Source organism: Rhodococcus yunnanensis NBRC 103083, assembly GCF_001895005.1.
GTDB classification, from domain to species: Bacteria; Actinomycetota; Actinomycetes; order Mycobacteriales; family Mycobacteriaceae; genus Rhodococcoides; species Rhodococcoides yunnanense.
This window is the reverse complement of record NZ_BCXH01000012.1, coordinates 177241-200467: the sequence shown is the minus strand read 5'-3', so window position 1 is coordinate 200467 and position 23227 is coordinate 177241. Positions and strand designations below refer to the sequence as shown.

Genomic DNA, 23227 nt, shown 5'->3' with positions numbered 1-23227 from the left:
CGAAGGCGGCGGTCCGAGGGCGGCGGTCCGAGAGAGCGGTCCGAGGGCGGCGGTACGAGGGTTAGCTGGTGGGTCCGGGGGAAACCGGCATCGGATTCGGATTCGGCGGCTGTCCCTCTTGACGCACGGCCGCGTAAGAGTCACTCTTGTCGTCGGAAGCACCCCCGCGGGTGACCGGGCGCCCACGCCGTTTCGAACTCATGGGCGTCGATCACCCTTCCCGCGACACGCCGTTCCGACGGCAACGCAGGTCGAATCTCGGGTGCTACTTTTGATGCCTCTGTTGCGCTGTGCGCCGGTTTGGGGTACCTTTGGACGTTGCGCTGGCTGCCTCCTGTCCACCTCTCGATTGCCGTGTCTGCGAAGTGTCAACTTCGAAGAGATTGCAGTGGGGATTCGGTCTGGTTGTGACCAGCGAATTCGCCCCACATTAAGCAAGCAGATACAGCGGCGGTCGCACTGCACGAGCGGCCCGCGTGAGGTGCTGGAAGGACGCATCTTGGCAGTCTCTAGCCAGACCAAGGCAGTTGTCGGAACACCGGGAGCCCCGAGGAGGGTTTCGTTCGCGAATATTCGCGAGCCGTTGGAGGTACCCGGTCTCCTCGATGTACAGACGGACTCTTTCGAATGGCTGGTAGGTGCGCAGAGCTGGCGCGACCGTGCCGCCGCGCGCGGTGACAGCAATGTCGCCGGCGGTCTCGAGGACATCCTGACCGAGCTTTCTCCGATCGAGGATTTCTCGGGCTCGATGTCCCTTTCCTTCTCCGATCCACGGTTCGACGAGGTCAAGGCCTCGATGGACGAGTGCAAGGACAAGGACATGACGTACGCGGCGCCACTGTTCGTGACCGCCGAGTTCATCAACAACAACACCGGTGAGATCAAGAGCCAGACGGTGTTCATGGGCGATTTCCCCATGATGACCGACAAGGGCACGTTCATCATCAACGGCACCGAGCGTGTCGTCGTCTCGCAGCTCGTGCGTTCCCCCGGCGTCTACTTCGACCATTCGGTCGACAAGACGACCGAGAAGGACCTGCACAGCGTCAAGGTCATTCCTGGCCGTGGTGCTTGGCTCGAGTTCGACGTCGACAAGCGCGACACCGTCGGTGTTCGTATCGACCGTAAGCGTCGCCAGCCCGTCACGGTGCTGCTGAAGGCTCTCGGCTGGACCACCGAGCAGATCACGGAGCGCTTCGGCTTCTCCGAGATCCTCATGGCCACGCTGGAGAAGGACAACACTGCCGGTACCGACGAGGCTCTCCTCGACATCTACCGCAAGTTGCGTCCGGGCGAGCCGCCCACGAAGGAGAGCGCGCAGACGCTCCTGGAGAACCTGTTCTTCAAGGACAAGCGTTACGACCTCGCTCGCGTGGGACGTTACAAGATCAACAAGAAGCTCGGCCTGAACTCCGGCCAGCCGATCGTGGCGTCGACCCTCACCGAGGAAGACATCGTCGCGACCATCGAGTACCTCGTGCGTCTGCACGCTGGTGACACCTCGATGACGGCTCCGGACGGCGTCGAGGTTCCCGTCGAGGTCGACGACATCGACCACTTCGGAAACCGTCGTCTTCGTACCGTCGGTGAGCTGATCCAGAACCAGATCCGCGTGGGCCTGTCCCGCATGGAGCGCGTCGTTCGTGAACGTATGACCACTCAGGACGTCGAGGCCATCACGCCGCAGACCCTGATCAACATCCGTCCCGTCGTCGCCGCGATCAAGGAGTTCTTCGGAACCTCCCAGCTGTCGCAGTTCATGGACCAGAACAACCCGCTGTCGGGCCTGACGCACAAGCGTCGTCTGTCCGCCCTCGGACCCGGTGGTCTCTCTCGTGAGCGCGCCGGCCTCGAGGTTCGTGACGTTCACCCGTCGCACTACGGCCGTATGTGTCCCATCGAGACCCCTGAAGGCCCGAACATCGGCCTGATCGGTTCGCTGTCGGTGTACGCACGGGTCAACCCGTTCGGCTTCATCGAGACCCCGTACCGCAAGGTCGTCGACGGCCAGGTCACCGACGATGTCGATTACCTGACGGCAGACGAAGAGGACCGCCACACGCTCGCACAGGCCAACTCGCCCGTCGACAACAGCGGCCACTTCATCGAGGACAAGATTCTCGTCCGTCGTAAGGGTGGAGAGGTCGAGTTCGTCTCGTCCTCCGACATCGACTACATGGATGTCTCGCCTCGTCAGATGGTCTCCGTTGCTACCGCGATGATTCCGTTCCTCGAGCACGACGATGCCAACCGTGCCCTGATGGGCGCGAACATGCAGCGTCAGGCCGTCCCGCTGGTGCGTAGCGAATCGCCGATCGTCGGTACCGGCATGGAACTGCGTGCCGCTGTCGATGCCGGCGACGTCGTCATCAGTGACAAGACCGGTGTCGTCGAAGAGGTCTCCGCCGATTACGTCACGGTCATGGCCGACGACGGAAGCCGCAAGACCTACCGGATGCGCAAGTTCGCGCGTTCCAACCAGGGCACCTGCGCCAACCAGCGTCCCATCGTGGACGAGGGTCAGCGCGTCGAGTCCGGTCAGGTCCTCGCCGACGGCCCGTGCACCGAGAACGGTGAGATGGCGCTCGGCAAGAACTTGCTGCTCGCGATCATGCCGTGGGAAGGCCACAACTACGAGGACGCGATCATTCTGTCGCAGCGCCTCGTGGAAGAGGACGTTCTCACCTCGATCCACATCGAGGAGCACGAGATCGATGCCCGCGACACCAAGCTCGGTGCCGAGGAGATCACTCGTGACATCCCGAACGTCTCCGACGAGGTTCTCGCGGACCTCGACGAGCGCGGCATCATCCGTATCGGTGCCGAGGTTCGTGACGGCGACGTCCTGGTCGGAAAGGTCACGCCGAAGGGCGAGACCGAGCTGACCCCGGAAGAGCGTCTGCTGCGTGCCATCTTCGGTGAGAAGGCTCGCGAGGTTCGCGACACGTCACTCAAGGTTCCGCACGGCGAAAGCGGAAAGGTCATCGGCATTCGCGTGTTCTCACGCGAGGACGACGACGATCTGCCTCCCGGCGTCAACGAGCTCGTTCGCGTGTACGTCGCCCAGAAGCGCAAGATTCAGGACGGCGACAAGCTCGCGGGCCGCCACGGAAACAAGGGCGTCATCGGCAAGATCCTCCCGCAGGAGGACATGCCGTTCCTGCCCGACGGCACGCCGATCGACATCATCTTGAACACGCACGGTGTTCCGCGTCGTATGAACATCGGTCAGGTCCTGGAGACCCACCTCGGGTGGATCGGCAAGACCGGCTGGAACGTGCAGATCGCCGCGGACGGCAGCAAGCCCGATTGGGCCGACCGCCTGCCCGAGGAGATGCTGGCGGCCCCGGCCGACAGCAACATCGCCACCCCCGTGTTCGACGGCGCAAAGGAGCATCAGCTCGCCGGCCTGCTGGAGAGCACGATCCCCAACCGTGACGGCGAGCAGATGGTCGGCTCCGACGGAAAGGCCACGTTGTTCGACGGCCGTTCCGGAGAGCCGTTCCCGTACCCGGTGTCGGTGGGCTACATGTACATCATCAAGCTGCACCACTTGGTCGACGACAAGATCCACGCTCGTTCGACCGGGCCGTACTCGATGATCACGCAGCAGCCCCTCGGTGGTAAGGCGCAGTTCGGTGGACAGCGCTTCGGTGAGATGGAGTGCTGGGCCATGCAGGCCTACGGCGCCGCATACACGCTGCAGGAGCTTCTCACCATCAAGTCGGACGACGTCGTCGGCCGCGTGAAGGTGTACGAGGCAATCGTCAAGGGCGAGAACATCCCGGAACCGGGCATCCCCGAGTCCTTCAAGGTGCTCCTCAAGGAGCTCCAGTCACTGTGCCTCAACGTGGAGGTGTTGTCCTCGGACGGCGCAGCCATCACGATGGCCGACGGTGACGACGAGGATCTGGAACGTGCTGCAGCCAACCTGGGAATCAACCTTTCCCGCAACGAAGCTGCCACGGTCGACGATCTCGCTCAGTAGCTCCACGGTCCCCGGGGCCTGCATCGCTGCAGGCTCCGGGGGCGAACAACCTTGATCTGATTCGCACAGCACAACACCCATCACGGGGAAAGGAAGTTACGTGCTCGACGTCAACTTCTTCGATGAACTTCGTATTGGCCTCGCCACTGCGGACGACATCCGTCAGTGGTCCTACGGCGAGGTCAAGAAGCCGGAAACCATCAACTACCGCACACTCAAGCCCGAGAAGGACGGCCTCTTCTGCGAGAAGATCTTCGGCCCCACCCGGGACTGGGAGTGCTACTGCGGTAAGTACAAGCGTGTCCGCTTCAAGGGCATCATCTGTGAGCGCTGTGGCGTCGAGGTCACTCGCGCCAAGGTGCGTCGTGAGCGCATGGGCCACATCGAACTGGCAGCACCGGTCACGCACATCTGGTACTTCAAGGGCGTCCCGTCGCGCCTCGGCTACTTGCTCGACCTGGCTCCGAAGGATCTCGAGAAGATCATCTACTTCGCTGCCTACGTCATCACGACTGTCGACGACGAGCTCCGTCACAACGAGCTCTCGACGCTCGAAGCCGAGATGGAGGTCGAGAAGAAGTCCGTCGCGGATCAGCGCGACGCCGACCTCGAAGCTCGTGCGCAGAAGCTCGAAGCCGACATCGCCGAGCTCGAAGCCGAGGGCGCAAAGTCCGACGTTCGTCGCAAGGTCAAGGACGGCGGCGAGCGCGAGATGCGTCAGCTCCGTGACCGCGCGCAGCGTGAGCTGGATCGTCTCGAGGAGATCTGGAGCACGTTCATCAAGCTTGCTCCGAAGCAGCTCATCGTCGACGAGCTCATCTACCGTGAGCTCATCGACCGCTACGGCGAGTACTTCACCGGCGCCATGGGCGCGGAGTCGATCCAGAAGCTCATGCAGACCTTCGACATCGACGCCGAGGCCGAGAACCTGCGCGAGACCATCCGCAGCGGCAAGGGCCAGAAGAAGCTTCGCGCACTGAAGCGTCTGAAGGTCGTCGCCGCATTCCAGGCCGGGCGCAACTCGCCGATGGGCATGGTGCTGGACGCCGTTCCGGTCATCCCACCGGAGCTTCGCCCGATGGTGCAGCTCGACGGTGGACGTTTTGCGACGTCCGACCTCAACGATCTGTACCGCCGCGTCATCAACCGCAACAACCGCCTCAAGCGACTGATCGACCTCGGTGCTCCCGAGATCATCGTCAACAACGAGAAGCGGATGCTGCAGGAGTCGGTCGACGCCCTGTTCGACAACGGCCGTCGTGGACGTCCGGTCACCGGACCGGGTAACCGCCCGCTGAAGTCGCTGTCCGACTTGCTCAAGGGCAAGCAGGGTCGCTTCCGTCAGAACCTCCTCGGCAAGCGCGTCGACTACTCGGGCCGTTCGGTCATCGTCGTCGGCCCGCAGCTGAAGCTTCACCAGTGTGGTCTGCCGAAGCTGATGGCTCTCGAGCTGTTCAAGCCGTTCGTGATGAAGCGCTTGGTGGATCTGAACCACGCGCAGAACATCAAGTCGGCCAAGCGCATGGTCGAGCGTCAGCGTCCGCAGGTGTGGGACGTTCTCGAAGAGGTCATCGGCGAGCACCCCGTGCTGCTGAACCGTGCACCTACCCTGCACCGGTTGGGCATCCAGGCGTTCGAGCCGCAGCTCGTCGAGGGCAAGGCCATCCAGCTGCACCCGCTCGTGTGTGAGGCGTTCAACGCCGACTTCGACGGTGACCAGATGGCTGTCCACCTCCCGCTGTCCGCCGAGGCTCAGGCCGAGGCACGCGTGCTGATGTTGTCGTCGAACAACATCCTCTCGCCTGCATCGGGTCGTCCGCTCGCCATGCCGCGTCTGGACATGGTGACGGGTCTGTTCCACCTCACGCGTCTCGACGACGGTGCAACCGGCGAACGTGCCGATGCGAAGACCGACGTCGCGGAGTTCGGTGCGTACTCGACACCGGCCGAGGCTCAGATGGCAGTCGATCGTGGCGCACTCACCGTGCAGTCGCTGATTCGTGTTCGCTTGACGCAGCAGCGTCCGGCCCGCGAAGTCGAGTCCGAGCTGTTCCCCAACGGCTGGCGACGTGGCGACGGCTGGATCGCCGAGACCACTCTCGGTCGTGTGCTCTTCAACGAGCTGCTCCCGGCGGACTACCCGTTCGTCAACGAGCAGATGCCGAAGAAGCGTCAGGCAACGATCATCAACGATCTCGCCGAGCGCTACCCGATGATCGTCGTCGCACAGACCGTCGACAAGCTCAAGGACGCAGGCTTCTACTGGGCCACGCGTTCGGGTGTCACCATCTCGATCTCCGACGTCCTCGTGCCGCCGGAGAAGCCGCAGATCATGGAGACGTTCGAGGCTCAGGCCGATCAGATCGAGAAGAAGTACCAGCGTGGCGCACTCGACAAGGTCGAGCGCAACTCCGCACTGGTCAAGATCTGGCAGGACGCCACCGAGCAGGTCGGTAAGGCCATGGAGGCGCACTTCCCCGACGACAACCCCATCCCGATGATCGTGAAGTCCGGCGCCGCCGGAAACATGACTCAGGTGCGGTCGCTCGCCGGCATGAAGGGCCTGGTGACCAACCCGAAGGGTGAGTTCATCCCGCGTCCGATCAAGTCTTCCTTCAAGGAAGGCCTGACGGTCCTCGAGTACTTCATCAACACGCACGGTGCTCGTAAGGGCCTGGCCGATACGGCGCTTCGTACCGCCGACTCGGGATACCTGACGCGTCGTCTCGTCGACGTCTCGCAGGACGTCATCGTTCGGGAAACCGACTGTGGCACCGAGCGCGGCATCAACACGACCATCGCCGAGAAGCTCGCCGATGGCACGATGATCCGCGACGCTCACGTCGAGACCAGCACCTACGCCCGTACGTTGGCGAGCGATGCTGTCGACGCGAACGGCACTGTCATCGTCGCTCGTGGACACGATCTCGGCGATCCGGCCATCGACGCGCTGCTCGAAGCGGGCATCACCTCGGTCAAGGTTCGTTCGGTTCTGACCTGCACCACCGGCACCGGCGTCTGCGCCACGTGCTACGGCCGTTCGATGGCCACCGGCAAGCTCGTCGACATCGGTGAGGCCGTCGGTATCGTCGCCGCACAGTCGATCGGTGAGCCCGGAACCCAGCTGACCATGCGTACCTTCCACCAGGGTGGTGTCGCCGGAGATGACATCACCGGTGGTCTGCCTCGCGTGCAGGAGCTGTTCGAGGCCCGTGTGCCGAAGGGCAAGGCTCCGATCGCGGACGTGTCGGGACGCATCCAGCTCGAGGACGGCGATCGTTTCTACAAGATCACCATCGTCCCGGACGACGGCGGCGAAGAGGTTGTCTACGACAAGCTCTCCAAGCGTCAGCGTCTGCGCGTCTTCAAGCACGACGACGGCACCGAGCGCCTTCTGGCGGACGGTGACCACGTCGAGGTCGGCCAGCAGCTCATGGAAGGTGCTGCCGATCCGCACGAGGTTCTGCGCGTGATGGGTCCTCGCCAGGTTCAGATCCACCTGGTCAACGAGGTCCAGGAGGTGTACCGGTCGCAGGGTGTGTCGATTCACGACAAGCACATCGAGACGATCGTGCGCCAGATGCTCCGTCGTGTCACGATCATCGACTCCGGCTCCACCGAGTTCCTGCCCGGTTCACTCACCGAGCGCAGCGAATTCGAGGCGTCGAACCGTCGCGTCGTGTCCGAAGGTGGCGAGCCCGCAGCCGGACGTCCGGTCCTGATGGGTATCACCAAGGCATCGCTGGCAACCGATTCGTGGCTGTCGGCAGCGTCCTTCCAGGAGACCACTCGTGTGCTCACCGACGCGGCGATCAACTGCCGCTCGGACAAGCTCATAGGTCTGAAGGAGAACGTCATCATCGGTAAGCTGATCCCCGCCGGAACCGGTATCAACCGGTACCGGAACATCACGGTGCAGCCGACCGAAGAGGCACGTGCCGCGGCGTACGCGGTGCCGTCGTACGACGATCAGTACTACAGCCCGGACGGCTTCGGCCAGAACACCGGTGCCGCAGTGCCGCTCGACGACTACGGTTTCTCCAACGAATACCGCTAACCGGTAACGAACGAAGCCCCGCACCCAGTCTTTCTGGGGGCGGGGCTTTTTCGTGTGCCTACTTCGGGTCGAGGAAGGTATAGAGCCGGGCGATCTTGCCGTCCCGGACGATCACGACGTCCATACCGGTGACCACAGCGGGCCCGCCGGGCGGTGAGAGGGTCCACGAGACACGGGCGAGGTCGTCGATCACGGACGGTTCGACGGCAACGCTGAAGGTCAGTCCTGCGGTGTTCTCGTGTAGCTCGCGGATGGTGTCGACGATGGCATCGACACCGGTTGCGGTGCTGTCGGCTTCGTAGAAGGTGGCATCGGGGTGGTAGAGCGATTCGACGAGCTCGCGGCGCCGGTCGTCGTCATCGGCGTTGAAGACCTCGAGGACGTTGCGGCGGACCAACTCTGTGTTCTGCATGTGTACGCCATTTCCGATCGAAGGGATGAACTCCGATCATTCTGCGTGATGGCAGATCGCTTCGAGATCTATCCCGCCCGAGATCACGGACGACGGCGCGGCCCATTGAGCTCGAGTGTGGACACCGTCAGCCCGCGTTCACACGACCGTCAGCCTCTGGCCAAGCCGGGTTCGCTCGCACGCGAGAGTCTCGAACGATGGTGAGACGAGGTAACAACGTGGCCATCGGACGAGACCTGACGTTGCGTGCGGGGACGACGCGGCGGCAGTTCCTGACCTGGAGCGCGTTGGTCGGCGCGCTGGCATTCACACCGCAGTTGCGCCCTGGAACGGCTCGGGCTCAGTCCGTCGTCCCACCCGACTATCCGTTTCGGCTCGGTGTCGCGTCGGGAGATCCGCTGCCCGATTCGGTGGTGCTGTGGACCCGGCTCGCAACGGATCCGTTCGCGCCGCAGGGCGGTCTGACTCCTGGCGTGGTCCCGGTGCGGTGGCAGATCGCGAACGATGACAGGTTCGCCGACGTGGCACAGGAAGGTGTCGACCTGGCGACCGAATTCGACGGCTGGTCACTGCACATCGACGTGAAAGGCCTCGATGCGGGACGCGAGTACTTCTACCGCTTCCTCGTCGGCCCGCACTCGAGTCCGGTGGGACGCACCAAGACTGCTCCCGCGCTCGGGGCATCACTGGCACAACTCGATTTCGCCTGGGCCTCGTGCCAGAAGTGGGAGGACGGGTTCTTCGGGGCGCACGGCGACATTGCGTCGTCGAACCTCGACGTCGTGTTCTTCCTGGGCGACTACATCTACGAGTATGCGATCAAGGACGAGGGTGCCCGCGCCGGCGAGAAGCGACCGGAGTCCGCGAACCGAGAAACCATGGTGCTCGGCGACTATCGCGATCGCTACGCGATGTACAAGGCCGATGCGAACCTGGCCGCGGCACACGCGTCGGCGCCGTGGATCTCCACGTTCGACGACCACGAAGTCGACAACAACTGGGCGTCGCAGATCAGCCAGGACACCGACGATCCGCGAGAGTTTCTGTTGCGCAGGGCGGATGCTTTCAAGGCGTGGTGGGAGAACACTCCCGTGCGTGGTGACTTGCGACCGAAGGGACCGGAGATGAAGGTCTACCGACGATTCGGTTTCGGTGATCTCGTGGACTTCTCGGTACTCGACACTCGGCAGTACCGCAGTGATCAGGCGCACGGCGACGGCGAGCATTTTCAGGACGGCGAGACCGCCGACCCGTCGCGCACCATCACCGGAGCAGAGCAGGAGAAGTGGATTCTCGACGGTTTCTCCTCACCGTCGACATGGAATTTCCTTGCGCACCAGACGGTCATCTCCGATCTCGCCGAGGGACTCGATGGCAATCGGACGGTCGGGATGGATCCGTGGAGTGGTTACGAGGCGTCTCGACATCGAATCCTCGACGGCGCCCGAGATCGTGGAGCCACGAACGTCGCGTCGATCGTCGGCGACATCCACCGCACGATCGTCTCCGAGCTCAGGCGCGACTATCAGGATCAGGTCTCGCCCGTCGTCGGCGTCGAGATCGCGACCACGTCCATCGCCTCGGGAAAGGACGGAGCCGACGTCGACAGCACCGGCGCCGCCATCGCTGCGGGATCACCGCACGTCAAGTACGGCAATGCCCGTCGCGGCTATCTGCGTGGCCGGCTGACTCCGAGCGAGTGGCGTTCGGAGGTACGGGTTCTGGGCGAGGTGTCGAGACCGGGTGCGGCGGTGCGTACGGCCACCACCGTCACCGTCCCCGAGGGTCGGCCGGAAATTCAGGTGCGCTGACCGCGGGCGGCGCAGCCGCAGCCGCAGCTACCGCCCATCGGCGATGACACGAGCGATGTTGCGTTCGGCCAGGGCTGTGATGGTGAGCGACGGGTTGGCTGCACCCGTGCTGCCGGGGATCAAGGCACTGTCGACGACGTAGAGCCCGTCATGGCCCTTGACGCGGCCGTAGGAGTCGGTGACGTCCCCGAGCACCGCACCGCCGAGGGGATGCGCGGTGAAGGTGTCGTCGACGTCGCGAGTGAACGGCTCTGCGGAGACGACGGTTCCACCGGCCTGAGCCATCTTGTTCTGCACGGCGCGAAGTGCTTCGACCGTGTCCCGGCTGCCACCCTGCGGCCAGGACAGCGACATCGAATCCGTTGCGGCGTTGTAGGCGAAGTTCGCGCGCAGCGGATCGACGGTCATCCCGAGCGAGCCGAGGAAACCGAGATCCCATGGAACACCGGGCACGTACCAGTTCTCGACGGTCAACGGCAGCCCGGACTCGTCGACGATGCGTGACGCGCACGGCGCCGCTTGCGGAACGCCTGCTGCAGGCCCGAGCGACCGCGTCATCGACGCGTCACCGTTGGTGCCGAATCCGCGGCCGACGAACTCGTTGAGGTTGCCCAGCGCACCCGTCGCCTGCGCGCGCAGCAGCAATTCGGTGGTGCCGATCGATCCGGCGCCGAGAACCAACTTGTCGCACGTCAACGTCCGCGACTCGACAACGTTGCCCTCGGGATCCAGACGACGCACCTCGACGCGGTAGCGGCCACCGGATTCGGTACCGATCGACGCGACCTCGTGACTGTGCGCGACGAGTGCATTGCCGGTGCCCTCGGCCTGAGGAATGTAGTTCTGGGTCAGGTCGTACTTGGCGCCGTTGGAGTTGCCGAAGGTGCTGGCACCGATGGTCGCCGACGGACGTGAGCGGCCGGCGATCTCGTCGCGCACGATGTTCCAGTTCCATGTGCTGTCGACCGCTTGGGGCTGGTAGCCGGCGCGGCGGGCGTGGTCGTCCCACGTGCGTGAGTGCGCGAAGTTGGGGCTGCCCAAGATGTCGGCGGGGATGGTCGACGGCAGCAGCATGGACCGCGCCTTGGGGTACCAGGTCCGCGCCATCTCGTCGTAGTCGAGCCGTCCGCCGAAGGACAGGTCGAAGAAGCGTTTGTCGGGTGCGATGGTGACGCCGGTGTAGACGACGGAACCGCCGCCGACGGCGGCCGCGCGCCACACCGAGAGGTTCTCGAAACGGGTGCTGTCGAGTACGCCGCCGAAACGATCCACCGGCCCGACCGGTAGACCGGTGATGTTGGTGAACGAACCCTGCTGCCACAGGCCGCGCCCGTCGGCCGTCATGTCGGCGGTGAAGATCTCGCGCCACGGGTCACGCGGCCATCGGAGACCGCGTTCGAGGACGGTGACCTGACTACCGGCCTGGGCGAGACGCAGAGCAGCCGCGCTCGCGCCGAAGCCGGAACCGATCACGATGACCGACGAATGATCGGGAGGTCGCGGAGGATCCGCGAACAGTTCGGGTACGAGCGAGCGAATGGAACCGGCCCCGATGGGCATCGCCCCCGCCCGTGCTGCGGATACGAGCGGTGGCGCCGTCAGTCCTACCAGCCCTGCCGCCGCCAGCTGAAGCAGTTGCCTGCGTTTCACGTCTTGTTCGTCCCCTGCGCTCGATCCCGACCCGAGACGCCATTGTTCCCCATGCCGGGCGAAAAAAGCGACCGTCTGTCCGGAAATGGGAAATTCTCCCAGGTGCGCCACAGGTAGAGCTGACAGACTCGGACTCATGTTCACTGTTCTCGGCGCTGCGCTGGTTGCCGCGGCACTCGTCGGGATCGCCGCACACTACGTCGATTCGACCCGCCAGATCGTCCTCGTCGCGGGTGCACTCGCTCGCGTCCTCATGATCGCTGCACTGCCAGGAACGGTCCTGCTGGGAATCGGTCTCGGGCCGATGGGCGCCGCCGCGGGTGTGGTGGTGATCGGGGTCGCGCTGCGGACTCAGCTGCCTCTTCTGCGGCATCGTCGCCGGCGTCCCGACTCTGCAGGCACACCTCTGTCGGTGTTGCATGCCAACATCCTGCTCGGCCAGGCCGATCCCGACGCGATCGTCGCGCTGGTGGACGAGCATGCGTCCGATGTGCTCACCGTCGTCGAGCTGACTCCGTCGGCGCACGAGCGGCTCGTCGCCGCGGGCCTGCGTCGCAGGCTCCCGTACGAGTACGTCAGCACGGCTCCGGGTGGCAACGGCACGGGCATCTATTCTCGCCATCCGATGTCGGACGAGGAGCGTCACGACGGATACATCACCGAGCTGCTGTCGGCGCGGATCGGTACACCGACCGGTCCGTCACCGCTGGTGTTCGCCGTGCATCCGGTTCCGCCGTGGCCTCGAAAGCCCGAGGCATGGGTGCGTGAGCTTGCCGCGATCCGGCAGATGCTCGAGAAGATCCCGGCGGACGACGGTCCGGTCGTCGTCGCGGGCGACTTCAATGCCACCTTCGACCACAAGCGGTACCGAGACTTGTTGGGCCACTACCGTGATGCGGCGATCGAGGTCGGAGCCGGACATCTGGCGACCTACCACGCCGATACCTGGTATCCGCCCGTCATCGCGATCGATCACGTTCTGGTTCGCGACGGCACGGTCGCCGACGCCGGACTCGTCGACCTCCCCGGTTCCGATCACCGCGGCATCAGGGCGACGCTGCTTCTCTGAAATGGTTTAACGCGGCGGCAGTTCCTGGACGGCCCACTTGTTGCCGTCGGGGTCGGCGAAGAAGACGAACTTTCCCCACCCCAAGTCGGCGACGGGATCGATCTCGAGACCGGCGGCGATCAGCTTCTCGCGGGCTTCCTCCGCGCTCGCGACGACCACCTGCATGCCCTCGACGCTGCCCGGTGCGGCCTTGGTGATGCCCTCGCCGATCGCGATGGAACACGCCGAACCCGGCGGTGTCAGTTGAACGAACCGAATGCCGTCGGTGGGGCGTTCGTCGTAATCGGCGTTGAATCCGATGCTGGTGTAGAAGTCTTTCGCTCGGTCCACGTCGGTCACGGGAATCATGACGAGTTCGATCTTGATGTCCATGCGGTCCTCCTGGCTGGTGTGGGGCTTGGATGATCCTGAGCTGGCAGAAACAAGTGTCGCGCGAATCGCGGACGAGAACGGTCCTATTTCGCATCCCGGCCCGCCCCTTGTACGCAAACGCACGTGCGTTTGCGTGGGGGCGGGGGCTGTGGCCGCCCCTGTACGCAAATGCATGTGCGTTTGCGTGGGGGCGGGGGAGTGGGCTGCGTGCGCGGCGTGGCCGGAAGAAATATGCCCGACGAGCGGTTGGTGGGAGAGTGCTTCTGTCCATCCTCGACCGCTCCCGCACCCGCGCCGGATTTCCCGACGCGTCGGCGCTGACGGCGACGGTCGAGCGGTCGGTACATGCCGAGGAGCTCGGCTTTCACCGATTCTGGGTTGCCGAACACCATGGCGTGCCGGGGATTGCGAGTGGTGCGCCGCCCGTCCTGCTTGCAGCGATCGGCGCGCGCACATCACGAATCCGGATCGGGTCCGGCGGCGTCATGCTGCCGAATCATCAGCCGTTCGTCGTCGCCGAGCAGTTCGCGATGCTGGGGGCCTTGTATCCGGGCCGTGTCGATGCGGGACTCGGCCGCTCGCTCGGGTTCACCGAACCCGTACGAGCGGCGTTGCGCACGGGCCGCGACGAACCCGATACGTTCGCCGAGGACCTCGACGAGCTCCGCGGGTACCTCACAGGCACCGGATCGGTGACGGTGAGGCCGTCGGTTCCGTCGCCGCCGATCTACGTTCTGGCGACGGGGCAGGGGCTGGCCGTGGCGGCGAAGGCGGGGCTACCCGTCGTCGTCGGGGGTCCGATCCTGAAGGGTGACGGTTCGGCCCTTGCGGCGTACCGACGGCATTTCCGGCCTACCGAGGAGAACCCGGCGCCGACGGTCATCGTGTCGCTGGACATCACCATCGCCGAATCCGCGGAGCGGGCGCGGCAACTCGTCCTGCCCGAGGCGTGGGCGATGGCGCAATCGCGCCGGACGGGTGAGTTCCCACCGCTGATCGATCCCGCGGACATCGATTTGGGCGCGGCGCCCGCGCGGACTCGGGAGCGAGTCGAGCGGTCGATCGCAGGTGCCGTACACGGAACGCCGGAGACGGTGGCTGCGCAACTGGACGAGCTCGTCGAGCGGACCGATGCGGACGAGATCCTGGCATCGACGTCGACGTACGACCTCGAGGCCCTCTTCGACGCGGATGCCGCTCTGGCTGCGGTGTTTCAGACCTCGCTGTCGAGCTGAGCCATCTGCGCCGCGGCGTAGCGCGTGCCGGCCACTGCGTCGGCGGGGACAGCCTTCTCGATACGCGCGACGTCGTCGTCCGACAGTGAAATGTCGAGCGCTGCACTCGTTTCGGACAGTCGATCGCTCGTTCGGACGCCGATGACCGGGACGATGTCGTCGCCGCGTGTCAGAGCCCACGCGATCGCGAGCTGTGCGACGGTGACTCCGCGCTCGTCGGCCAGAGATGCGAGCACCTCGACGAGCCCGAGATTCCGCTCGAGATTCGTGCCCTGAAACCGGGGGCTGTGCGCGCGGAAGTCGTCGTCGGCGAATCGACCCCCGCCTCGGAACGTATCGCTCAGCAAGCCTCGCGACAGCACGCCGTACGCAGTGATGCCGACGCCCAGTTCTCGCGCGGTCGGCAGGATGTCGGCCTCGATTCCCCGCGAGAGCAGCGAATACTCGATCTGGAGGTCCGCGATCGGATGCACCGCTGCGGCCTTGCGTAGGGTGGCGCTCCCGATCTCCGACAACCCAACGTGTCGGACGTAGCCGGCGTCGATCATGTCGACGATCGCACCGATGGTGTCCTCGATGGGCACGTTCGGGTCCAGCCGCGCGGGCCGGTAGATGTCGATGTGGTCGACTCCGAGACGCTGCAACGAGTAGCCGAGTGCACTCTTGACTGCCTCGGGTCGGCCGTCGAACCCCTGCCAGCTCCCGTCGGGCCCGCGCAGTGCGCCGAACTTGACCGACAGCGCGACGTCGTCGCGAGAACGTTCTTTCAACGCGCGCCCGATCAGCATCTCGTTGTGCCCGGCCCCGTAGAAGTCGCCGGTATCGACCAACGAGATGCCTGCATCGACGGCGGCATGGATGGTTCTGATCGATTCGGTGTCGTCGGATGCCCCGTACGCGCCCGACATGCCCATCCCTCCGAGACCGATGCGCGAGACGGTAGGTCCTGTTGTTCCGAGTTGTGTTCTGTTCATGCAGTCCACCCTCGGCCGGGCCGGTTGTGCGCACCAGAGACCACGTGTCGGGGGACTGCGGATCCCTGGCTGGGTCGAGCGAACGGGGGCACACTTGTTCAGGTGGAGCGAGAGCAACTTGCAGATTTCCTTCGTCGGCGACGAGAACTTCTGACCCCGGCTGATGTCGGGATCGCACCGGGCGTGCGTCGTCGGACACCCGGTCTACGACGCGACGAGGTGGCCCTGTTGGCGGGCATGTCCACCGATTACTACACCCGGCTCGAACAGAGCCGTGGTCCGCACCCGTCGACCCAGATCCTCGCCGCGCTGGCCAGAGCGCTGCGATTCGACGACGACGAACGCGACCACCTCTACATCCTGGCCGGGCAGTCGCCGCCGACGCGGGTCGGCGCGGACAGGCACGTCGGACCCGGATTGATGCATCTGCTGACCAAGCTGGACGACACCCCTGCGTTGGTGGTCACCGACCTGGGAGAGATCCTGGCGTACAACGCGATGTTCGACGCTCTGTCCGGCGGCGTTCCCGAGTACACCGGTCTCGACAGGTACGTCGTCTGGCGCTACTTCATGCACCCCGACGCGCGACGCGGATTCGTCGAGGACGATTGGGAACGTATGGCGCACAAGCATGTTGCGGATCTGCGCGCAGTGTCGGCGCGTCGATCGGGTGAGGCCGAGATCGCGACACTCGTGTCGAGACTGAGCGCGGAGAGCGAGGAGTTCGAGAAGATCTGGAGTGAACATCGGGTGGCGTTCAGGACGTCGGCGATCAAAAGGTTCGTGCACCCGGACGTCGGTGTCGTGTCGGTCCACTGCGAGACGCTGGCTACGCAGAAGGAGGGGCAACACCTTCTCGTCTACTCACCCCTGCCCGGAACCGACGCCCGCGAGAAGTTCGATCTGCTCAGGGTCATCGGCACGCAGTCGATGCGCGCTACTGTGGAGAAATAGACAGAAATTCCCGCAGGAGAGGCTCGCCATGGCAGGCAAGAAGCTCGACCGAGTTCATGCACAGTCCGCACTGGAGACGGTGCGTGAGAGTCCGGGCATCGCCCTGATCGCAGCGGCTCCTGCCCTCGTGGTCTTCGCGGTCGTATGGTGGCTCGCCGGTTTCGGGACCGCGCTGCTGCTCCTGATCGCGCTCGGAGTCGTCGGCTTCGTCGTTGCCAAGCTGAAGAGCTGAGTCACCTCGAGCTGGCTCATCTAGGGACGTGGAAATGGGTCAGCGTCGCCTTTCCCGGCCCGAGATCCGGCCAGCTGCCGTCGAACGTCAGCACTGCGATGGCGGACGTCGGAAACTTCATCTCGATCGCATCGACCATCGACGATTCCTTCGCCGCGTCCAATTCGAGCGCAGTCCACGGAACACCGGGGGCATGCCCGACGACGAGTAGCGTTCCCACACTCTCGTCGGTGAAGCCGATCTCCTCGACGATCTCCTCCGGTGACGCGCCGTAGATCTTCTTCTCGAAGCGGACCTCGGCAGCGATCCCTGTCGCCGTGAGCGTCTCGCGGGTGCGGGTGGCAGTAGAGCACAGCACCGCGTCGATGTGCGGGACGTTCGCGTCGATCCACTTGCCCGCCAGGGCCGCTTCGCGCTCGCCACGATCGGCGAGCGGCCGGTCGTGGTCGGGCGTTCCCTCCGGGTAACCGGATTTGCCGTGTCGCATCAGGACCAGTGTGTGCATGGGTTCACCGTATCCGCCGCGGCTGTCGGTCCGATGCGCTAACGTCCCCCACGCCGATCAGGGGACGGCGTGGGGGACAGGGGACGCATGTGACATCAGCACGACTATCGGTAGTGGCCGCTCTTGTGACCGTGGCCGCTCTTGTGACCGTGGCGGCGGTGCTCGTACCGGCCTCGGCCTCGGCAGATCCGATTCCACGCACGGAAGTGCCCGTCTCGTCGAGCTCACCTGTCACCGACGTCGAGGCCTCGGTCGTCTCGGTGTTCGCCCCACTCGGGCCGCAGGCTCTTCCGCATCCCACCGCGTGCGATTACCTGTCCTACCTACGGTGGCGGTCCGTCGACGGGCCTGCCGATTCCGCTGCGGCGGATCGGATCCTGGTAGCGCAGCCCGGTATCTTCGAGGGTGCGGGCGCGTTCGAATCCGTGGCACGCAACACCGTGTCGGCGGCTGCGGCCGCGGGTTCCCACATCGAGTTCTGGGCGCTCGATCGTCGGTCGAACTGCCTGGAGGATCACACCGGCACTCAGGGTGCGCTGGCGGCGAAAGACGTGGCGGTGGCCACGAATTACTATTACGGCGGCTCCGAGATCGGCGGCCGACGCTTCGCCGGTTTCGCCGACGGTGACGCCACGGCGTGGCTTGCCGCTCAAGGTCTGGAGCAGACGCTCCGTGATCAGTACGACCTACTGCGGCTGGAAGTTCCCGATCAGCGTGTCCGCAAGGACAAGGTGCTGTGCGGCGGGCACTCGCTCGGCGGATTCCTCACCGGGTACTTCGCCGAATGGGATTTCGACGGCAACCCGGACACCGGAGACGACGCCGGATTCAACCAGTGCGGCGGCTACTTCGCTCTCGACACCATCGTCAAGGCAGGAACGCCGCCGCTGGTTCAGGGCATCCCGGATCTCGACCTTCCTGCAGCAGTTGCCGACCCGATCGCAGATCTGACGGGCCACCTCGACGCGGCACTGCCGGTCCTGCGCCTTCCTGCGGTGATCAACCCCGAGACCACCAATCTTCTTGCGATGGCAGGCGTGGCCGCGACTCTCGATCCGGACGGAGTGAACAGCCTCGTCGATGTGCTGCCGCACAACACGAACATCGATGCGACACTGCGGGTTCTGCTGTCGAAGGATGCCGTGATGGCGACGACGGGCACACCGTCGGTCCGAGAGTTGTACGCCACCAACGACGCGGTGCTCGGTGCACTGCTCGACGACAATTCGCAGCCGTTCGGCTTCCTTCAGGCAAGCGTCGGGTTCATCGGTGCGGAGCCTGTGGTGGACAAGGCATTTCCGACTCTGCCCGGCATGGAGTCGCTGCCGCTCATCGGTAGCGCGCTCGGAGACGCCCGCAAGGCAGCGCCTGCTGTGTACGGCGACCCGAACGTCGTCTACACGTGGAACGATTACGACTCGCTCGATGCCTCCGAGCAGACAGCGCGCTACACCGATCCGAGCAGCGAGGTCACCTCGATCTCCCAGCTGGCTCGCAGCCTCGCCGAACCGCCGCTGGACTTCACCGAGTGGTATTTCCCTACCGCACTGACGATCGATCTGGCGCAATCCGGCTCGACGGCGATCCGCGAGCACAGGCTGCATCGGGACGGCACCGAGCGGAACCCGATCCTGACCCTGCAGGGCACGGGCGGCATCGAGCTACCGCTGTCGGGCAATCCGAACGACCATCCGATCATCGTGCAGGGGTACAACCATCTCGACGTTCTGACGGCCGCGCAGACCCAGAACACTGCGCTCCCGGAGGTCGTCAGCACCGAGTTGGCCCGCTTCGCCGCCGATCCTGTGTGGTGAATCTCCGCCGTCACCTGCTACCTTGAACACCGTTCAAGTTTGGATGACGAGGAGTGACGATGGCAGGTCTCGAAGGCACACAGGAGTCGGCAGTGGCCCGTTCGAAGGTTGGGGTCTCGGCTCGGGACATGGCGCAGATCGCCGTGTTCGCCGCGCTGCTGGCCGCGCTGGGGCTCCCGGGAGCCATCACTGTCGGGTTCAGCGGTGTTCCGATCACACTGCAGACCCTCGGTGTCATTCTCGCCGGCGCCGTCCTCGGTGCACGTAAAGGCACCGCTGCCGTTGCCGTGTTCATCGCGTTGACGCTCATCGGACTTCCGCTGCTCTCCGGCGGCCGCACGGGCCTGACGGCACTCGCCGGTCCGAGCGCCGGATACCTGATCGGTTGGATCCCGGCTGCTTTCGTCATCGGATTGCTGACGGCGCGCATACTGCCGAAGTACCCGCTCGTACTCGGTCTGCTGGTCAATGCACTCGGCGGCATCGTCGTGATCTACATCTTCGGAACCATCGGTCTCGTACTGCGCACGGACCTGTCGGTGTGGGCCGCGATCTCCTCGAACGGCGCTTTCATCCCCGGTGACCTGGCAAAAGTCGTCATCGCCTCCGTCGTCGCGAAGAGTGTGCACCGGGCGTACCCCGGCCTGATTCGTTCGTGACCGAACTGCTCGGTGGTACGGGCGAGCGGCCCGCGATCGTGTGGCGCGGGCAGACCCTGACCTACTCGGACTTCGACGCCGCCGTCCAGGCGTGGCCCGCCGCGCCGGTGCACGACGGATCGAGCCTCGACGTCCCGACGGCGTTGGTCAGCGCGTTCGCGGCCGCCCGCCAGGGAGTATCGGTCCACATCGAGGACCCCGAGGCGCGCCCGCACCGCGACACGATCGAGAACGACGCCTGGCTGCTCGTCGCGACATCCGGCTCGACAGGACGCCCACGGCCACTGGCTCGCACAGCGTCGTCGTGGTTCGACAGCTTCGCGGAGTTCACCTCGATCACCGGACTGACAGCCGAGGATCGTGTGCTGATCACCGGTCCGCTGCACGCCACCATGCACCTCTTCGCCGCCGTGCACGCACTGTGGCTCGGAGCCTGCGTCACCGACGACGAGGAGACCGCGACGGCAACCCACGCAGTGCCCGCGGTGCTGCGCCGGCTCGTCGGGCGCACTCCGCACCTGCGGACCGCCGTCGTCGCAGGCATTGCCCTCGACGCAGGAGCGCAGGAGCTCGCCACCGGAATCGACGTGATCGAGTACTACGGTGCCGCCGAACTCTCGCTCGTCGCGGCGCGTCGCGTACCGGAGCCACTACGACTGTTGAGCGGTGTCGACGCCGAGATCCGCGACGGGCTGCTCTTCGTGCACAGCCCCTACGCCGTCCTCGGTACGCCGGAGTGGTTCGGTGTCGGTGACCTCGCCGAACTCAGCCCCGGAGGTGAGCTGATCGTGCACGGCCGCGGGGATGCCGCGATCGATGTCGGCGGCACGACAGTCCTCGCCGAGGACGTCGAATCCGCGCTGGAATCCATCGACGGAGTTCGCGCGGCGGCAGCAGTCGGCACCCCGCACGATGTTCTGGGAGAGACGGTCACGGCGGTGGTGGAATTGGACGGCGAACTCGACGGCGTCAAGTTCGAGGCTCGCCGGCGACTGCAGCGAGAAGCGGTACCGCGGCGCTGGATCGTCGTCGACGAGCTCCCCCGCACCGGCAGCGGGAAGATCGCACGAGGACGGGTGAAAGACTTGCTTCCATGACCTGCTCGCCCGTCCTCGTCGCGCCGTGGCGGACGCCGATCGGCAACGCCGGTCACGGGTTCGCCGCTCTGACGACGACCGACCTCGCTGCCCCGGTGCTCGCCGCAGTGGTGAACACCGTGCGCGAATCCGGATGCTCCGACTCGGTCGACGACGTCGTGCTCGGCAATTGTCTCGGACAGGGCGGCGATCCGGCCCGCATCGCGGCCTTGGCCGCAGGCCTCGGGATCGAGGTACCCGGCGTGACCCTCGACCGGCAGTGCGGGTCGGGACTCGACGCCGTAATGCAGGCAGCGACGCGTATCCGCAGCGGCGACGACCAGTTGATCATCGCGGGAGGCGTCGAGTCGGCCAGTACCGCGCCCTGGCGCTTCTGGCCACCTCAGCCGGGCAGCGATCCCGTCCGATACACCCGCGCCCCGTTCGCACCGGAGGGCTTTCCCGACCCGGACATGGGCGTCGCCGCCGACCACCTGGCCCTGAAGATGGGGATCGGCCGCGACCGTCAGGACGCCTACGCCGCCAGATCGCACGCGCTGGCGGCAGCGAGCGACTTCGGCGCCGAGATCGTTCCCATCGCGGGCATCGACACGGACGAGCGCATCCGGCCGAACATGACGCAGCACAGGCTCGCGCGTCTGCGGCCGAGCTTCACAACGGACGGCACTGCGACGGCCGGAAATTCGTGTGGCATCTCCGACGGCGCCGCCGCCCTCGCGGTGACGACGGAGTCGCGTGCTCGAGGCCTACCTGCGCTGCGGGTTCTGGGGTCGGCCGTCGCGGGATCGGACCCTGCCCTTCCCGGTCTCGGCCCTGTTCCCGCGATCGAGAAAGTGTTGCGCCGGACCGGAGTGGCACTGGGCGACATCGGCATCGTGGAAATGACCGAGGCATTCGCATCGGTCGTCCTCGGGGTGACGGACAGCCTCGGCATCGACATCGGGATCGTGTGCCCGCAAGGTGGTGCCATTGCGATGGGTCACCCGTGGGGTGCGTCGGGCGCGATCCTGTTGGTGCGCTTGGCCAGTCAGATGTTGGTCGACGGTGGGCCCGAGCTGGGATTGGCGGCCTGCGCGATCGGCGGCGGGCAAGGTATTGCGATGATCGTGGAGCGTGCGTGGTGAGTGAAGTGGTGTTCAGATCGGTGCGACATGCATTCGGTGAACGAGAAGTGTTGCGCGGGATCGATCTTCGATTCGACGAGCGCCGAGTCGGCATCATCGGGTCCAACGGGTCCGGAAAGTCGACGCTGGCGCGGATGATCAACGGTCTGCTGACACCGACGTCGGGCACGGTGACCGTCGACGGCATCGACGCATCGAAGAAAGGTGCGCAGGTTCGGAAGAAGGTCGGCTTCGTTTTCACCGATCCGGACACTCAGATCGTCATGCCCACTGTCGCCGAGGATCTCGCGTTCTCGCTGCGACGGTCGGGTCTGAGCAAGGCCGAGGTCGCCGACCGCGTCCAGGAAATCCTGGTTCGTTTCCGGCTCGACGGGCACGCCGAGCACCCGTCGCATCTGCTCTCGGGTGGGCAGAAGCAGCTGCTCGCGATCGGTGCGGTGCTCATCCGGCGTCCCGAGGTCGTCATCGCCGACGAGCCGACCACGCTGCTGGATCTGCGAAATGCGCGGGTCGTGGCCGAGGCCTTGGACTCGATGGACCAGCAGGTGATCGTCGTGACGCATCAGCTTGCGCTGCTGGACAGTTTCGAGCGTGTTGTCGTCATCGACGACGGCGTGGTCGCCTTCGACGGGTCCCCGGAGAACGCTGTGCCCGCATACCGGGAGCTCGTCCAGTGATCGGGCTCTACCGGCCGGGTAACTCGGTACTGCACCGGCTGCCCGCAGGGGTGAAGCTACTCCTGCTGATCGCATCGATCCTGGTCGCGACGATCACGGTTCGAACACCTCTGGAAGTGGGAATCGTCGCGGTGATGGTCGCCGCACTCTTCGCCGTCGCACGTATCCCGGCCACGGTGGCTCTCGCGCAACTGCGCCCGATCGTCTGGATGCTGTTGATCATCGGGGTGTTCCAGGTGATCATCACCTCACCCGCGCGTGCGATCGTGGTGTGCGGGTTGTTGTTGATCTCGGTGGCGCTCGCGGCTGTGTTCACCTTGACCACGCGTGTGTCCGACATGCTCGACACCGTGACGCGTGCACTCGAACCGACGCGACGGCTCGGCGTCGATCCCGAACGGATCGGGCTGATGCTCGCGCTGGCGATTCGGTGCATTCCGTTGCTGGCGACGATCGTCCACGAGGTCGCCGAAGCGCGTAAGGCGCGTGGGTTGCAGTGGTCGATGACGGCGCTCGCGTCTCCGGTTCTGGTGCGCGCACTGCGCACTGCCGACGCGATGGGCGACGCTCTCGTCGCCCGCGGAGTAGACGACTAGC

18 protein-coding genes are annotated in these 23227 nt (G+C 65.3%); 13 read left to right on the top strand and 5 right to left on the bottom strand.

The genetic code is table 11. The features are described 5' to 3' along the window. Positions 1 to 481 precede the first annotated feature (481 nt). Positions 482 to 3988, top strand: coding sequence for a DNA-directed RNA polymerase subunit beta (rpoB, locus tag RY1_RS19300; protein WP_072805636.1), 3507 nt, complete (start codon positions 482 to 484; stop codon positions 3986 to 3988). 100 nt (positions 3989 to 4088) lie between these two features. Then, positions 4089 to 8045, top strand: coding sequence for a DNA-directed RNA polymerase subunit beta' (locus RY1_RS19295; RefSeq protein WP_072805635.1), 3957 nt, complete (start codon positions 4089 to 4091; stop codon positions 8043 to 8045). A gap of 58 nt (positions 8046 to 8103) precedes the next feature. Here the strand turns inward: RY1_RS19295 and RY1_RS19290 are convergent, their stop codons facing one another. After that, positions 8104 to 8457 carry a nuclear transport factor 2 family protein gene (locus RY1_RS19290; RefSeq protein ID WP_072805634.1) on the bottom strand — a complete coding sequence of 118 codons (354 nt, stop codon included), beginning with the start codon at positions 8455 to 8457 and terminating at the stop codon, positions 8104 to 8106. 197 nt (positions 8458 to 8654) lie between these two features. Here RY1_RS19290 and RY1_RS19285 point away from each other — a divergent pair, with 197 nt between their 5' ends. After that, on the top strand, positions 8655 to 10268 hold the full coding sequence (locus RY1_RS19285) for an alkaline phosphatase D family protein (RefSeq protein WP_072805633.1): 1614 nt from the start codon (positions 8655 to 8657) through the stop codon (positions 10266 to 10268). A gap of 27 nt (positions 10269 to 10295) precedes the next feature. Here the strand turns inward: RY1_RS19285 and RY1_RS19280 are convergent, their stop codons facing one another. Then, positions 10296 to 11918: a GMC oxidoreductase gene (locus RY1_RS19280; protein ID WP_072805632.1), complete on the bottom strand. Its 1623-nt coding sequence runs from the start codon at positions 11916 to 11918 to the stop codon at positions 10296 to 10298. Between the two features lie 136 nt (positions 11919 to 12054). On the opposite strand from RY1_RS19280, the gene RY1_RS19275 reads away from it, so the two are divergent. Then, entirely contained in the window at positions 12055 to 12987 is a 933-nt protein-coding gene (locus RY1_RS19275; RefSeq protein ID WP_072805631.1) for an endonuclease/exonuclease/phosphatase family protein, read from the top strand. Between the two features lie 6 nt (positions 12988 to 12993). Here the strand turns inward: RY1_RS19275 and RY1_RS19270 are convergent, their stop codons facing one another. Then, a complete protein-coding gene (locus RY1_RS19270; RefSeq protein WP_072805630.1) occupies positions 12994 to 13359 on the bottom strand; it encodes a VOC family protein in 366 nt (121 codons plus the stop codon). A 257-nt stretch (positions 13360 to 13616) separates the two neighbouring features. Here RY1_RS19270 and RY1_RS19265 point away from each other — a divergent pair, with 257 nt between their 5' ends. Then, positions 13617 to 14594 carry an MsnO8 family LLM class oxidoreductase gene (locus RY1_RS19265; RefSeq protein ID WP_072805629.1) on the top strand — a complete coding sequence of 326 codons (978 nt, stop codon included), beginning with the start codon at positions 13617 to 13619 and terminating at the stop codon, positions 14592 to 14594. On the opposite strand, the gene RY1_RS19260 is transcribed toward RY1_RS19265, so the two are convergent. Continuing rightward, on the bottom strand, positions 14573 to 15568 hold the full coding sequence (locus tag RY1_RS19260) for an aldo/keto reductase (protein ID WP_072805628.1): 996 nt from the start codon (positions 15566 to 15568) through the stop codon (positions 14573 to 14575). The two genes, RY1_RS19265 and RY1_RS19260, sit on opposite strands and share 22 nt — an antisense overlap. 102 nt (positions 15569 to 15670) lie before the next feature. Here RY1_RS19260 and RY1_RS19255 point away from each other — a divergent pair, with 102 nt between their 5' ends. Together RY1_RS19255 and RY1_RS19250 are read left to right on the top strand one after the other, a co-directional pair. Further along, positions 15671 to 16522 (top strand): helix-turn-helix transcriptional regulator, encoded by an 852-nt coding sequence (locus RY1_RS19255; RefSeq protein ID WP_072805627.1) that lies wholly within the window; start codon positions 15671 to 15673, stop codon positions 16520 to 16522. Positions 16523 to 16550: 28 nt separating this feature from the next. Beyond that, complete coding sequence (locus RY1_RS19250; protein ID WP_072805626.1) at positions 16551 to 16754, top strand: hypothetical protein; 204 nt, start codon at positions 16551 to 16553, stop codon at positions 16752 to 16754. A gap of 16 nt (positions 16755 to 16770) precedes the next feature. Here RY1_RS19250 and RY1_RS19245 read toward each other — a convergent pair whose 3' ends face one another. Beyond that, positions 16771 to 17259, bottom strand: a complete 489-nt coding sequence (locus tag RY1_RS19245; RefSeq protein WP_072805669.1) for a SixA phosphatase family protein — start codon at positions 17257 to 17259, stop codon at positions 16771 to 16773. Between the two features lie 89 nt (positions 17260 to 17348). On the opposite strand from RY1_RS19245, the gene RY1_RS19240 reads away from it, so the two are divergent. From RY1_RS19240 to RY1_RS19215, 6 genes are all read left to right on the top strand, one after another. Continuing rightward, positions 17349 to 19073: a hypothetical protein gene (locus RY1_RS19240; RefSeq protein WP_084727565.1), complete on the top strand. Its 1725-nt coding sequence runs from the start codon at positions 17349 to 17351 to the stop codon at positions 19071 to 19073. A 128-nt stretch (positions 19074 to 19201) separates the two neighbouring features. Beyond that, positions 19202 to 19732, top strand: a complete 531-nt coding sequence (locus RY1_RS19235) for a biotin transporter BioY (RefSeq protein WP_072805667.1) — start codon at positions 19202 to 19204, stop codon at positions 19730 to 19732. Then, positions 19729 to 20829, top strand: coding sequence for an AMP-binding enzyme (locus tag RY1_RS19230; protein WP_072805625.1), 1101 nt, complete (start codon positions 19729 to 19731; stop codon positions 20827 to 20829). Before RY1_RS19235 ends, RY1_RS19230 begins: the two co-directional genes overlap by 4 nt. Next, on the top strand, positions 20826 to 21953 hold the full coding sequence (locus RY1_RS19225; protein WP_072805624.1) for a thiolase family protein: 1128 nt from the start codon (positions 20826 to 20828) through the stop codon (positions 21951 to 21953). Before RY1_RS19230 ends, RY1_RS19225 begins: the two co-directional genes overlap by 4 nt. After that, positions 21950 to 22630, top strand: coding sequence for an energy-coupling factor ABC transporter ATP-binding protein (locus tag RY1_RS19220; protein ID WP_072805623.1), 681 nt, complete (start codon positions 21950 to 21952; stop codon positions 22628 to 22630). The genes RY1_RS19225 and RY1_RS19220 overlap by 4 nt, the downstream gene beginning before the upstream one ends. Continuing rightward, positions 22627 to 23226, top strand: coding sequence for an energy-coupling factor transporter transmembrane component T family protein (locus tag RY1_RS19215; RefSeq protein WP_072805622.1), 600 nt, complete (start codon positions 22627 to 22629; stop codon positions 23224 to 23226). Before RY1_RS19220 ends, RY1_RS19215 begins: the two co-directional genes overlap by 4 nt. Position 23227: the final 1 nt, after the last annotated feature.

Bases quoted from the DNA above. Each gene is read 5' to 3' on its own strand.
- RY1_RS19290 (WP_072805634.1), bottom strand. From the start codon at position 8,457: ATGCAGAACACAGAGTTGGTCCGCCGCAACGTCCTCGAGGTCTTCAAC.
- RY1_RS19285 (WP_072805633.1), top strand. From the start codon at position 8,655: ATGGTGAGACGAGGTAACAACGTGGCCATCGGACGAGACCTGACGTTG.
- RY1_RS19275 (WP_072805631.1), top strand. From the start codon at position 12,055: ATGTTCACTGTTCTCGGCGCTGCGCTGGTTGCCGCGGCACTCGTCGGG.
- RY1_RS19270 (WP_072805630.1), bottom strand. From the start codon at position 13,359: ATGGACATCAAGATCGAACTCGTCATGATTCCCGTGACCGACGTGGAC.
- RY1_RS19260 (WP_072805628.1), bottom strand. From the start codon at position 15,568: ATGAACAGAACACAACTCGGAACAACAGGACCTACCGTCTCGCGCATC.
- RY1_RS19250 (WP_072805626.1), top strand. From the start codon at position 16,551: ATGGCAGGCAAGAAGCTCGACCGAGTTCATGCACAGTCCGCACTGGAG.
- RY1_RS19245 (WP_072805669.1), bottom strand. From the start codon at position 17,259: ATGCACACACTGGTCCTGATGCGACACGGCAAATCCGGTTACCCGGAG.
- RY1_RS19235 (WP_072805667.1), top strand. From the start codon at position 19,202: ATGGCGCAGATCGCCGTGTTCGCCGCGCTGCTGGCCGCGCTGGGGCTC.
- RY1_RS19225 (WP_072805624.1), top strand. From the start codon at position 20,826: ATGACCTGCTCGCCCGTCCTCGTCGCGCCGTGGCGGACGCCGATCGGC.